The sequence below is a fragment of the Streptomyces sp. NPDC003379 genome, assembly GCF_053589195.1.
This window is the reverse complement of sequence record NZ_JBSFRK010000026.1, coordinates 34,903-47,228: the sequence shown is the minus strand read 5'-3', so window position 1 is coordinate 47,228 and position 12,326 is coordinate 34,903. Positions and strand designations below refer to the sequence as shown.

Here is a 12,326-nt window from a genome sequence, read left to right as displayed (position 1 = left end):
ATACGGCAAGATGACCGTGTGACCGACTCCAGTGCCTCCTTCCCCGAATCTCTCCCCGAGCCGGCCGGCATGCGCGAGCAGTACGTCACCGAAGGCCTCGCCGAGAGTGAGCTGCCCGCCGATCCCATGGAACAGTTCGCGCGCTGGTTCAAGGAGGCGGCGCGCGACACGGACGCCGTGCACGAACCGAACGCCATGGTCGTCTCCACGGCCGACGCCGAGGGCAGGCCGAGCTCGCGCACGGTGCTCCTCAAGGGCTTCGACGAGCGGGGCTTCGTCTTCTTCACCAACTACGACTCCCGCAAGGCCCACGAGCTGGCCGCCAACGCGTACGTCTCACTGCTCTTCCCCTGGCACCCCATGGCCCGCCAGGTCATCGTCTCCGGCACCGCCGCGCGCGTCGGCCGCGAGGAGACGGTCGCCTACTTCCGCACCCGCCCGCACGGCTCCCAGCTCGGCGCCTGGGCCAGCGCCCAGTCCTCCGTGCTCACCTCACGGGACGAACTGGACCGCGCGTACGCCGACTTGGCGGCCCGCTACCCGGAGGGCGAACAGGTCCCCGCCCCGCCGAACTGGGGCGGATTCCGCGTGACGCCACAGTCGGTGGAGTTCTGGCAGGGCCGCAGGAACCGCCTGCACGACCGCCTGCGGTACACCCGGGACGGCAGGAGCTGGCGACTGGACCGCCTGAGCCCCTAGGTCAAGCCCGTCCGGTGTCACCCCCGCAGCACACCTTCCAGAAACGGTTCGATCGCCGCGCGCCAAGCGCCCGGCTGGTCGTAGTGGACGAGGTGCCCCGCGTCGACCACCTCCGCGTACTCCCCGCGGGGCAGCACACGGACCATCTCCTGGGACTCGGCCCGGCCCAGCTCGCCGTCCAGACCGCGGACGACGAGCGTGGGGCAGCGCACCTGGATCAGCTCCTCCCAGTGCGCGTCGTGCACCCACGGCTCGCGGGACTTGAGCATCTGGGCGCGGTCGAACACGGGCCGCCAGCCGTCCGGGCCCTCGGCCATCACCTCGGTGAAGAACTCGCCGCGCGCCGGATTGGGCCGCTCCACCCACGGGTCGTCCTCGCCGAACCACTTGCGTACGTCGGCGAGCGTCGCGAACGGCACGGGCCAGGACTTGAACCAGTTCTCCCACTCGCGCTGCGAGGCCGCGCCGAGCGCGGAGGCCCGCATGTCGCAGATGATCAGGCCCCGGACGAGGTCGGGGCGGCGCGCGGCGAGCTGCCAGGCGGTGAGCGCCCCCATGGAGTGGCCGATGAGGACGGCGGGCGCGAGACCGAGCTGGAGGAGGACGGCCTCGGCGTCGTCCACGTACGCCTCGCGGGTGTAGGGCCCCTCCGAGGGCTTCTCGCTCCGGCCGTGGCCGCGCTGGTCGAGGGCGATCGCGCGGTGCCGCTCGGAGAGCCAGCGGGCGGTGCCCGCCCAGTGGGACGCGCGCCCCATCAAGCCGTGCAGCAAGAGCACGCCGCCCGGCGCTCCCTCGGCCTCCCTCAGTTTGGGAGGATCGGCGAACTCCCAGGCGGCTAGGCGTACGCCACCCGCGCCCGTCACGTCGATGCGCCGCACCATGATTCCTGGCACCCCCCTTGATTCCGCTCGGGATCCACGCCTGGTCCTGCCCCGCACCCCCGCACGCTATCGAACTCCCTTTCGAAAGCGGGCGGATTGCCGGTAACACCCCTCGTTCGGGTGACCACGCTCAAGGATTGACGGGCGTGGCCGAGGGGAGATCTTCATCGGGAAGCGGGCCGCTCGGGGATATCGGCCCGTGGGGATCGACTCTGAGAGCTCGGGGCTCCGGGTCGGCACAGGGGAGGACAGGTCCCGGCGCCTTCGGGCGCCGGGACTCTCGCGTCCAGGACCACCAGACGGGCACATCCTCCCGCCCCCTCTCCGGCCGTGCGGCCAGACCCGGTGCCGACACGGTCAAGAGCCCTCAGGTCATATGCCTCTCGCGACAGCCTCGCACGCTAAACGCTCGCGCGCTGCGATTCCGCACACTGAATCTTGGATTCCGCAAGATCTCGTGGAGATCGTGTAGACCCGTCAACTACCCCTCCAGTAGCGGAAGTTGACGGAAGTGTCCGCACGCGGCGGCCTGCGCCCCGAACGGGGGCCGGCCACCGCGTGCGCGCGGTGGCTCAGCGCTTGGCGACGAAGACGTGCGAGGCGATCTCCGAGGACAGCTCCGCGGCCTCGCCGCTGCTGCCCACGAGCACGCCGCCCGCCGACTCCGTCACGCTCACCACGGAGCCCGGCTGCACACCGGCCCGCCGCAGCGTGTACATCAGCTGGGCGTCCGTCTGGATCGGCTCGCCGATGCGGCGCACGACGACCGTCTTGCCCTCGGTGCCCGGATCGAGGTCCGTGAGGGAGACCATGCCCTCGTCCAGGAACGGGTCCGCGCCGTCCTTCTCGCCCAGCTCCTCGAGGCCCGGGATCGGGTTGCCGTACGGAGACTCTGTGGGGTGACGCAGGAGCTCCAGGACGCGGCGCTCCACGGCCTCGCTCATCACATGCTCCCAGCGGCACGCCTCGGCGTGCACCTGCTCCCATTCGAGCCCGATCACATCGACGAGCAGGCACTCCGCCAGGCGGTGCTTGCGCATCACACGGGTGGCCAGGCGGCGGCCCTCCTCGGTGAGCTCCAGGTGCCGGTCGCTGGCGACCGCCACCAGACCGTCGCGCTCCATGCGCGCCACGGTCTGGCTCACCGTCGGTCCGCTCTGGTCGAGCCGCTCGGCGATCCGGGCGCGCATGGGGACGACACCTTCCTCCTCCAACTCGAGGATGGTGCGCAAATACATCTCAGTGGTGTCAATCAGCCCCGACATGGGTGCCCCTCAGAATTCGCTCGTGCGCTGGCCCTGCCCTCAAGTCTGACGCATACCACTGACAACCGTGCCGCGCCGTGGGAAAACCCGCCCCAGACCGTCCGGAGACAGTGTTGACAGGGCACTGGTCCAGACCGCAACGTGATGCGAATGAGCTCCAAGAGCGAGAGCAAGCTGGCAGGTCAGTATTTCGACGCCGCCATCGACCTGCTCCAGCGGGTCCGCGACGAGGAGTCCGGGAACATCGCGGAGGCCGGCACCCTGCTCGCCGACGCGGTCGCGTCCGGCGGCCGTCTTTTCGCCTTCGGCGCCGGACACTCCTCGCTCGCCGCGCAGGACGTCGTCTACCGCGCCGGCGGCCTCGCCCTGATGAACCTCCTGGCCGTGCCCGGCGTCGTCGGCGTCGACGTGATGCCCGCCACCCTGGGCTCCGCCCTGGAGCGCGTCGACGGCCTCGCGGGCGCCGTACTGGACTCCTCGCCGGCCCGCCCCGGCGACGTACTCGTGATCATCTCGCTCTCCGGGCGGAACTCCCTGCCGGTGGAGATGGCGATGAACGCCCGCGCGCTGGGCCTGAAGGTCGTCGGCGTGACCTCGGTGGCGTACGCGACCGAGACCAGGTCGCGGCACGTCTCCGGGAGCTTCCTGAGGGACCACTGCGACGTGGTGATCGACTCGAAGATCGCCGTGGGGGACGCGGAGCTGTCCCTCGACGGCGTCGACGCGCCGTTCGGCCCCGCGTCCAGCGTCGTCACCAACGCGCTGATGCAGGCGGTGACCGCCACCGCGGTGGAACAGCTCGCCGAGCGGGGCATCCAGCCGCCGCTGCTCCGTTCGGGGAACGTGGACGGCGGCCACGACTGGAACGGCCGGGTCTTCCAGCAGTACGCGGACCGGATCTTCTACCGCCACTGACCGTCTGCGGGGTCTGCGGGGGAGCGGCGGGTGGGTGGGAAAGGTCCTTGCGGAGGCGGATCAGGAACCGAGCACCTGGGCGAGGTCGAGCGAGGCCGCGACCCTCGCCGCGACGCTCTCCGCGTACGTCGCGTCCGCCCGCTCGAACTGACCCCGCCCCGGACCTCGTAGGAACGTCACGACCCCCCGCGTCCGCCCCCGGCTGCGCAGCACCGCGCACAGGGCGTGCACGGTGTCCTCCGGCCACTGCCGGGCGCACGCCCACTCCCGGGCCCGCTCCGGCGCCGCCGCCCCCGCGCTGGCCCGCACCGACCCGGCCCGCTCCACGCACTGCGGCGCCGGATGCCCCTCGGGGTAGCGGACCGGTATGCCCGCCATGGCCACCGGCAGGCACGGCCCCGGCACCCCCGTGGGCGTCGCCGCGACCCGCACGAGCCGCACCGGCTCCTCGCCGGTCACCAGGTCCACCAGGGCGTGGTCGGCGAACCCGGCGAGCGCGAAGTCGAGCTGGACGGTGGCCGCCTCCGTGGGGTCCTCGCACTCGGCGGCGGCCCGCGCCGCCCGGTGCAGCTGCTGGGAGCGGAAGCGGAGCTGCGAGGCCTCCTGCTCGGTGAGCTTCGCCTCCGTGACGTCCAGGAAGAGCCAGCCGACACCGAGCGGAACCGGCTCCTCCGCGAGCGGTGAGGCAAGCCGCAGAAAGCCGCTGCGCCAGCACCGCCGCTCGAACCCGTCTTCCTGCCCGCCGCCGGCCCGCACCGACACCCACAGCTCGGCCGGGGCGGGCGGCGCCCCCTCGGCGAGCACATGCGCCAGCGCGCTCTCCAGCTCCTCGACGCCCTGCCCGAGCAGATCGGCGAGGGGCCGTCCGAGGACCGCCGTACGCCCGAGTCCCAGGGCGCGGGCGGCGTGTTCGTTCACCACGGCGGGGCGGAGGTCCGCGTCGACGAGCACCACCCCCCAGGAGGCGTTCTCGAAGAGCGCCTCGCTCAGGGCGATGGACCGCTCCAGGTCGATCTGAGCGTGGACCTCGCTGAAGGCGCAGTACACCCCGGCGGGCTTGCCGTCGCCGCCGCGCACGGACGCGGACTGCATCCGTACGAGGACCCGCCCGCCGTCCTTGGTCACCAGGGCGAACTCGTGCACCTGCCGCCCCGGCGCGTCCATCGCCGACAGCAGCCGTCCCTCGATCTCCCCGGCGTCGGCGGCCCGCACGGCCCACCCGGAGAATCCCCGCCGCCCGACGGCCTCCGCCGCCGACCACCCGAGAATCCGCTCGGCCTCGCGGTTCCAGTGCGTCACCACGCCGTCGGCGTCGAACGCGCACAAGGCCGCGTCCATCCCGTCCAACAGCGCCGCGAGCAGCTCCGCCCCGCTGGGCTCGGGCTCCTCGGGGCCCAGTTCGTCAGTAGTTCCGCTCCGCCGCGAAGCACTCACCCGGAACCCCCTGCAGGCCGTGTCCTCGTTCTCAGATCATTCAACTCGACCGCGCCGCACCTCCACAGGGAGTTCCCGGAAGTCGGAGGTAAATCGTTGTGCGGGAAATTCGGTTGTGCGGCTTCCGGGGCGGTTCCTAGGGTGGTGCGCACACGAGAAGGGAGGTGGTTCGGCCGATGTATGGAAACCGGACGCGTGAGGTGACTGCGGGCTAGCGGCCCGTCGTCGCAACTCGAATTCGGCGCCGGACCAGCACGTGTGTTGTGCGTGCAGCCGGCCCTATTCCCAAGCAGTCACCCGACCCGCGAGCCGCCGGTACGTCCGGCCGGCTTCCTCCGCCCGGCTCCGCCGGTGCGGCAGGAACCACGGCTCGCGGGTCGTCTGCGTTCCCGGCCACCGCACCCGCCCGGGGCCGGAGTCGGGGCCGGGTCAGCGGACGACGTCGAAGACGTTCTTCTGCAGGCCGTTGGCGTACGCCTCGTGCTCGACGAGCCGCAGCTTCTGCGTGTCCTTGTCCGTGTCGCTGAACAGCCGCTTGCCCGCGCCGAGCAGCAGCGGGAAGACGAGCAGGTGGTAGCGGTCGATCAGCCCGGCGTCCGAGAGGCTCCGGTTGAGGGTGGCGCTGCCGTGGACGATGATCGGGCCGCCCTCTGTCTCCTTCAGCGCGGCCACCTCGTCGAGCGAGCGCAGGATCGTGGTCGGGCCCCAGTCCGACACCAGGTCGTCGTCGCCGAGGGTGCCGGAGACGACGTACTTGGGCATCGTCCTGTAACCGGCGAAGTCCTCCATGCCCGGCCAGACCGGGCTGAACGCCTCGTAGCTGACCCGGCCCAGCAGTATCGCGGTGGCTTCCTGCTGCTCCCGGCCCTTGATCTCGAAGGCCTCCGGGAGGAACTCCATGTCCTTGAAGGTCCACCCCGAGTTGCGGTAGCCCGGTTCGCCGCCGGGGGCCTCCACGACGCCGTCGAGCGAGACGAAGGCGGTGCTGATCAGGGTGCGCATCTTGGTTCTCCCGGTATCTCGTTCATCAACTGCTCACCACATCAGACCGTTGTTCGTCGGAAAAGTCATCGGTCGACGGCTATCCCTTGCTGACGGCCGTGAGGATCTCCGGGAGGCGGCGGGCCAGCCGAGGAGCCGCGAGGCGCAGGCCCGCCTCGGTGATCGCCCAGCCGTAGGCCGTGCCCAGGGGCAGCAGGAGCCAGGTCGAGGAGGCCGCGTCCGAGGCGTGCAGCCAGATCGTGAGGGCCAGGACGGGGGCGCAGAGCAGGGCCGCCGCGACCATGCCGCCGAAGATGGAGATCCAGGCGAGGCCCGCCTGGCCGGGGGCCACGTTCTTGTAGCCCTCCTGCGGGATCGAGTACGGGAAGCGGGTCGAGGACCAGGCGCCCGTGGCCAGCATCGCGCCGAGCAGCGCGAAGGAGAGGCCGATGACCTCCGGCAGGGCGGGCCAGTCGCCGAGCATGGCCGTGGTGATGACGGTGACCAGGGCGGCGTAGGGGAGGGTGATGACCAGGAGGGCCAGGGTGCGGCCCCGCAGCTCCACGTAGGCGTCGCGTGTCGAGGAGATCGTCATCGCCACCATCCAGAACGCCGAGGTGTCCTGGCCGAACTGGTTGTACGTCAGGACGCCGAGCATCCCCGCCGCGAAGCACGCGAAGTACACCGAGCCGGTGCCCTGGAGGGCGTTGAAGACCGGCACGATGAGGCCGATGGCCAGGGAGGTCACCCAGGCCGCCTTCGTCTTCGGGTCACGCCAGACGTAGCGCAGGCTGCGGTCCATGACGGTGCCGGTGCGGCCCGCGGGGAGCAGGCCGCCGAGGAGCCCGGAGGCGCGTGAGGTGCCCTTCTCCGGTTCCGCCGCCGCCAGGGTGGAGCCGTCCGGCGCCGTCATCAGACGGGTCAGGCTGCGCTGCCAGAGGGCGAGCAGCGCCAGCAAGGCGGCCGCCGACAGGGCGAGTTGGGCGGCCCCTGTCGCGTACGAGCCCTCGCTCACCGAGTCCACCGCGCCGAGCGCCGCGCCCGGCGGGATCCAGCGGACGGCGGCCGCCGCCGGGTCGAGGGTGGAGAGCCCGGACGAACCCAGCTTCTGCGCCCCGAAGTTCACGGCCTGCGCGCCGACCGCGATGACCAGACCGCTCAGGACAGCGAGGTCGCGGCCCTTGCGGCTGGTGAGGAGGCGGATGTTGGCGGCGGCGACCGCGCGGGCCAGGGCGACGCAGATGAGGAGGGTGAGGGCGCTCGCCAGGACGCCCGTGACGGCGGCCGCCGCGCCGCGCGCCAGCGCGATCGTCGCGCCGACGGCCAGGCAGAGCGTGAACAGCGGGCCGATGCCGACCAGCGACGCCACGAGCAGCGCCCGCACCAGCGGGCGGGGGCGCAGCGGCAGCATCACCAGGCGGGTGGGGTCGAGGGTCTCGTCGCCGCTGGGGAAGAACAGCGGCATGACCGCCCAGCCGAGGGCGAGGACGCCGACGAGGAGCACGCAGAGAGTGGCGGCGTGCGTGTTGCCGCGCAGCACGATCAGGCCGAGGAGCTGGAGCGCGGCGACGAGGAGGGTGAGGGCGACCGACGCGATGTAGGCGGCCCGGCGTCCGGCCGACTGCCGTAGCCCGTTGCGCAGGAGCGACAGCTTCAGCCGTACGAAGACGGGGGTGATCGCCGCTGTGCCCGCGGAGGCCGTCATCGGGTCCCGCCGCCCAGCCAGTCGAGGTCGGAGGCCGTGTCGCGGCCGTTCGCGCCGACGAGTTCGAGGAACGCCCGCTGGAGGGAGGGCGCCGAGCCGCGCACCTCGGCGAGGGTGCCCTGCGCGCGGATGCGGCCGGCGGCCATCACGGCGACCCAGTCGCACAGCGACTCGACCAGCTCCATGACGTGGGAGGAGAAGACGACGGTGGCGCCGGAGGCGGTGTAGCGCTCCAGGACGCCGCGGATCGTCTGGGCCGAGACGGGGTCGACGCCCTCGAACGGCTCGTCGAGGAAGAGCACTTCGGGGTTGTGGAGCAGCGCCGCGGCCAGGCCGAGCTTCTTGCGCATGCCGGTGGAGTAGTCGACGACCAGCTTGTGCTGGGCACCGGCGAGATCGAGTACGTCGAGGAGCTGGGTGGCGCGCTTGTCGACCTCCGCGCCGGGCAGTCCGCGCAGCCGCCCGGTGTACGCGAGGAGTTCGCGCCCCGAGAGCCGCTCGAAGAGCCGCAGACCCTCGGGGAGTACGCCGATACGGGCCTTGACCTCGACGGGGTCGCGCCACACGTCGTGGCCGACGACCTCGACGGTGCCCTGGTCCGGCCTGAGCAGTCCGGTGACCATGGAGAGGGTGGTGGTCTTCCCGGCGCCGTTGGGCCCGACCAGACCGATGAACTTCCCCGCGGGCAGGGCCAGATCGATCCCGGCCACCGCGACCTGCTCGCCGAACCGCTTCCAGAGTCCCTGGACCCGTACCGCCGCCGCCTCGGTCACTGTGCCGCCCTTCGCCGCCTTCGCCGCCTTCGCCGTGTCAGCCGTGTCCGCACGATACGTCGGAGGCGGCCCACGGGTGCGGCGGACGGCTCAGCGGCGGGCTTCCCTGCCGCACGCGTACGCCAGCGGGGAGATGATCTCCTCCGCGTCCGGCAGCCAGCGGTTGGCGGCGGTCGGGCGGCAGGCCCACTGGACGGCGCCCGAGGCGCCGAAGCGGGTCGGGGGAGCGGCCACGTAGGCCCCCTCGCCGAGCGTGACCAGGTCGATGGCGGCCGGTGGCCAGCCCAGTTTGCGTACGAGGTCGGGGACCTTGGCGGTGGCCCCGGGGAGTACGAAGAACTGCATGCGCCGGTCCGGCGTGCACGTCACGGGGCCGAGCGTGAGCTCCATGCGCTCCATGCGGGCGAGCGCGAGGAACCCGGCGGTCTCCGGCACGTCGATCGCGTCGAACGTACGCCCCGTGGGCAGCAGGATCGACGCCCTGGGCTGCTTCTGCCACAGCCGCCGGGCCACGGTCGCGCTGCCGGTGGCCTGGGTCGGCCAGTCCTCGCGCGCCGGATGTGCGCCGGGGGAGGCGCACACGGCGCTGCCGCACGAGCACCGCTCGGTGCCCTCGGCATCCTCCAGCCATGTACCGGGGAAGATGTCCCAGTGACGCTCCTCCGCGTATCGCACGGCCGTGTCCAGCAAGGCTGCTCCGCGCTGCTTCGGGATCTGCGCGGCTGACGTGACTCCCATGGTCTCTTCCACGGAGTTCTCAACTCCCGCCGCCACCCCGGGTTACGGGCGCACGCGAGGGCGGGGGAGGGGCATCGATCCTGCGAACGGGCGCACGGGTGCACGGGTGGGGGCGCGCGGGGGAAATGGCATCCATGTGCGGGTAGCCAGGTCAAGGGCAACCGGAAGACGCCTCGGAGGGAGCCTCCGAGGAAGCCTCTGAGGAACTCCGAGCAGATCCGTACATCTTCTTACTTGTGGTTCTTCATGGCTTCTTATGCCTCTTTCGTGGCGCATCTTCGCCTTGCCCCAAGGGCATTGATCGTCGTGAGGCGGCCCCGGCGGCCGCCCCGTATCCGATGGTCCACGGTGCACACAGGGGGTACGCCATGGCCGCCAGGCCTCTCGTCGCGCGGCAGCCCAACGAACGGCTGCAAGCGCTCATCCAGGAAGCCGGCTGCTCCAACGCCGGCCTCGCCCGCAGGGTCAACATGTGCGGCGCGGAGCACGGTCTCGATCTGCGCTACGACAAGACGTCGGTGGCCCGCTGGCTGCGCGGGCAGCAGCCGCGCGGCCGGGCACCCGCCATCATCGCGGAGGCGCTCGGCCGCAAGCTGGGCCGCACCGTCACCATCGACGAGATCGGCATGGCGAACGGCAAGAACCTCGCCTCCGGTGTGGGACTGCAGTTCTCGCCGACCGTCCTCGGCGCCATCGAGCAGGTCTGCGAGCTGTGGCGCAGCGACGTGGGCCGCCGGGACTTCCTCTCCGGTTCGACCGTGGCCGCCTCCGCGCTCGTCGAGCCCAGCCGCGACTGGCTGATCTCCTCACCGGACCCGCAGGTCGGACGGACCGCCGGGCCGCGCGTCGGGATGGCGGACGTGGCGGCGGTCAAGGCGATGACGGAGGCACTGACCCGCCTCGACCACCAGTACGGGAGCGGTCATGTGCGGCCCGTCGTCGTGCACTACCTCAACTCCGTGGTCTCCGGGCTGCTCGCGGGCTCCTACCGGGAGGCGGTCGGGCGGGAACTGTTCGCGGCGGTCGCCCGGTTGACGGAGCTGGCGGGCTACATGGCCGTGGACACGGGCCAGCCGGGTCTCGCCCAGCGGTACTACATCCAGGCGCTGCGGCTCGCCCAGGCGGCCGGGGACCGGGGATACGGCGGGTACGTGCTGGCGGCGTCGATGAGCCATCTCGCCGCCCAGCTCGGGAACCCGCGCGAGATCGCGCAGTTGGCGCGGGCCGCGCAGGAGGGGACGCGCGGGCGGGTCACGCCCCGCGTGGAGTCGATGTTCTGCGCCGCCGAGGCACGCGGGCACGCGCTGCTCGGGGACGCGCGGGCCACGCAGGCGGTGGCGGGACGCGCGACCGAGGCGATGGACCGGGCGGCCGGCGAGGCTGACTCCGGTGACGACCCGGTGTGGATCCAGCACTTCGACCATGCGTATCTGGCCGATGAAATGGCGCATTGTCACCGGGACCTGGGGCAGGCCGAGGCGGCGGCGCGCAGCGCGCAGGAGTCTTTGGACGGACATCCGGAGACGCGGGCCCGGCGCCGCGCGATCGGCCTGGTCCTGCTCGCCACGGCGCAGGTGCAGCGGCGCGAGGTGGAACAGGCGTGCCACACGGGCATGAAGGCCGTGGAGCTCCTCGGCACGCTGCGGTCCAACCGCGGCGCGGACTACCTGGAGGACTTCCAGCAGCGCCTGGAGCCTTACCAGGAGGAGCCGGTGGTACGGGAGTTCGGAGCGCGGGTCGACGTGCAGGCGGCGTGAGGCGCGGGGGCGCGCCCTGTATCAGCGTACGCGTGAAAGGTTTTGTTACTCCCACCACTGGGCAGGAGACGCCGCCCCTGGCTGCGTGGCAGAGGGCTGCGGGGACCCGGTAGCGTGAGCCGACGGTTCCGTAGGTCCCCCATGTGTAGGAGTCCCGGTGACGCAGCAGAGCGGTCAGGGCGCTGCTTCCTCCGATCCGCGGCAGCCCGCGGACCGGCCCGCCCACGAGGGCGTCGTGCTGCCCGCGGACGGCAGCGAGCCACTGCTTCCCGGCACCGCGGGCCGGCAGACCACCCCGGCGGGCGGCACGCCGTGGGGCCAGCCGTGGGGCCCCGAGGACGGCCGCCCCCAGCCGTGGGACGGCCGACAGCCCCAGGCGATGCCCCTCCCCCCGGAGGACGCGAACGCCTCGTACGACGCCCAGCAGGCCTACGTCCCTCAGCCCGCCCAGGACCACGCCGCGCAGCCTGAGCAGGGCGGGCAGGGCTACGCCGCTCAGCCTGAGCAGGCCGCGCAGGGCTACGCTGCTCAGCCTGGGCAGTCGGCTGCGCAGGGCTACGCCGCTCAGCCTGAGCAGGGCGGGCAGGGATATGCCGCCCCGCCCGGGCAAGGCGTTCCTGCCGCGCAGCCCGCCCAGGGCGACGCTTCGTACGGCGGCCAGCAGGGGTATGGTGCCCAGCCCGGCTACGGCGCCCAGCCCGCGCATGGGCCCCAGCCTGGCCACGGCGTCCAACCCCCGCACGGTGTCCAGCCTGGATACGACCCTCAGCCCGCGCATGGGGCCCAGCCTGGCCACGGCGTCCAGCCCGCGCACGGTGCCCAGCCTGGGTTCGACCCTCAGCTCGGCCACGGTGCTCAGCCCGCGCATGGGGCCCAGCCTGGCCACAGCGTCCGGCCCGCGCGCGGTGCCCAGCCCGGGTACGGTCCTCAGCCCGGCGATGGCGCTCAGCCCGTGCAGGGAACCCAGCCCGGCCACAGCGTCCAGCCCGCGTACGACGTCCAGCCTGAGTACGACTCTCAGCCTGGCCATGGCGTCCAGCCCGCGCGCGGTGCCCAGCCTGGGTACGGTCCTCAGCCCGGCCATGGCGCTCAGCCCGTGCAGGGAACCCAGCCCGGCCACAGCGTCCAGCCCGCGTACGACGTCCAGCCTGAGTACGACTCTCAGCCTGGCCATGGCG

At 72.3% G+C, this 12,326-nt stretch carries 10 protein-coding genes and 1 pseudogene; 4 read left to right on the top strand and 7 right to left on the bottom strand.

The window, feature by feature from the left end:
• Positions 1-69 precede the first annotated feature (69 nt).
• Positions 70-699, top strand: coding sequence for a pyridoxamine 5'-phosphate oxidase (pdxH, locus tag ACWDVB_RS24765; RefSeq protein ID WP_451518749.1), 630 nt, complete (start codon positions 70-72; stop codon positions 697-699).
• A gap of 17 nt (positions 700-716) precedes the next feature.
• Here the strand turns inward: pdxH and ACWDVB_RS24760 are convergent, their stop codons facing one another.
• The gene (locus ACWDVB_RS24760) at positions 717-1,580 is read right to left on the bottom strand and encodes an alpha/beta fold hydrolase (protein WP_451518710.1); all 864 of its coding nucleotides are present in this window, start codon (positions 1,578-1,580) and stop codon (positions 717-719) included.
• 572 nt (positions 1,581-2,152) lie between these two features.
• The gene (locus ACWDVB_RS24755; protein ID WP_451518489.1) at positions 2,153-2,845 is read right to left on the bottom strand and encodes a metal-dependent transcriptional regulator; all 693 of its coding nucleotides are present in this window, start codon (positions 2,843-2,845) and stop codon (positions 2,153-2,155) included.
• Positions 2,846-2,995: 150 nt separating this feature from the next.
• Between ACWDVB_RS24755 and ACWDVB_RS24750 the strand changes: the two genes are divergently transcribed.
• Positions 2,996-3,760, top strand: coding sequence for an SIS domain-containing protein (locus ACWDVB_RS24750; protein WP_451518490.1), 765 nt, complete (start codon positions 2,996-2,998; stop codon positions 3,758-3,760).
• A 60-nt stretch (positions 3,761-3,820) separates the two neighbouring features.
• Here the strand turns inward: ACWDVB_RS24750 and ACWDVB_RS24745 are convergent, their stop codons facing one another.
• The 5 genes from ACWDVB_RS24745 to ACWDVB_RS24725 all read right to left on the bottom strand — a co-directional run bounded on the left by ACWDVB_RS24745 (position 3,821) and on the right by ACWDVB_RS24725 (position 9,391).
• Entirely contained in the window at positions 3,821-5,194 is a 1,374-nt protein-coding gene (locus ACWDVB_RS24745; RefSeq protein WP_451518491.1) for a PAS domain-containing protein, read from the bottom strand.
• 429 nt (positions 5,195-5,623) lie between these two features.
• Complete coding sequence (locus ACWDVB_RS24740) at positions 5,624-6,196, bottom strand: dihydrofolate reductase family protein (protein ID WP_451518492.1); 573 nt, start codon at positions 6,194-6,196, stop codon at positions 5,624-5,626.
• Between the two features lie 79 nt (positions 6,197-6,275).
• Entirely contained in the window at positions 6,276-7,880 is a 1,605-nt protein-coding gene (locus tag ACWDVB_RS24735) for a transporter (protein ID WP_451518493.1), read from the bottom strand.
• Complete coding sequence (locus ACWDVB_RS24730) at positions 7,877-8,653, bottom strand: ABC transporter ATP-binding protein (protein ID WP_451518494.1); 777 nt, start codon at positions 8,651-8,653, stop codon at positions 7,877-7,879. The genes ACWDVB_RS24735 and ACWDVB_RS24730 overlap by 4 nt, the downstream gene beginning before the upstream one ends.
• A gap of 90 nt (positions 8,654-8,743) precedes the next feature.
• Positions 8,744-9,391, bottom strand: a complete 648-nt coding sequence (locus tag ACWDVB_RS24725; protein ID WP_451518495.1) for a bifunctional DNA primase/polymerase — start codon at positions 9,389-9,391, stop codon at positions 8,744-8,746.
• A 368-nt stretch (positions 9,392-9,759) separates the two neighbouring features.
• Between ACWDVB_RS24725 and ACWDVB_RS24720 the strand changes: the two genes are divergently transcribed.
• The gene (locus ACWDVB_RS24720) at positions 9,760-11,148 is read left to right on the top strand and encodes a transcriptional regulator (RefSeq protein ID WP_451518496.1); all 1,389 of its coding nucleotides are present in this window, start codon (positions 9,760-9,762) and stop codon (positions 11,146-11,148) included.
• Positions 11,149-11,305: 157 nt separating this feature from the next.
• Positions 11,306-12,326: pseudogene (locus tag ACWDVB_RS24715) on the top strand (hypothetical protein); the annotation flags it as partial.

Coding starts and splice junctions, on each gene's coding strand:
- ACWDVB_RS24720 (WP_451518496.1), top strand. CDS start 9,760: ATGGCCGCCAGGCCTCTCGTCGCGCGGCAGCCCAACGAACGGCTGCAA.
- ACWDVB_RS24750 (WP_451518490.1), top strand. CDS start 2,996: ATGAGCTCCAAGAGCGAGAGCAAGCTGGCAGGTCAGTATTTCGACGCC.
- ACWDVB_RS24760 (WP_451518710.1), bottom strand. CDS start 1,580: ATGGTGCGGCGCATCGACGTGACGGGCGCGGGTGGCGTACGCCTAGCC.
- ACWDVB_RS24740 (WP_451518492.1), bottom strand. CDS start 6,196: ATGCGCACCCTGATCAGCACCGCCTTCGTCTCGCTCGACGGCGTCGTG.
- ACWDVB_RS24755 (WP_451518489.1), bottom strand. CDS start 2,845: ATGTCGGGGCTGATTGACACCACTGAGATGTATTTGCGCACCATCCTC.
- ACWDVB_RS24725 (WP_451518495.1), bottom strand. CDS start 9,391: ATGGGAGTCACGTCAGCCGCGCAGATCCCGAAGCAGCGCGGAGCAGCC.
- ACWDVB_RS24735 (WP_451518493.1), bottom strand. CDS start 7,880: ATGACGGCCTCCGCGGGCACAGCGGCGATCACCCCCGTCTTCGTACGG.
- pdxH (WP_451518749.1), top strand. CDS start 70: ATGCGCGAGCAGTACGTCACCGAAGGCCTCGCCGAGAGTGAGCTGCCC.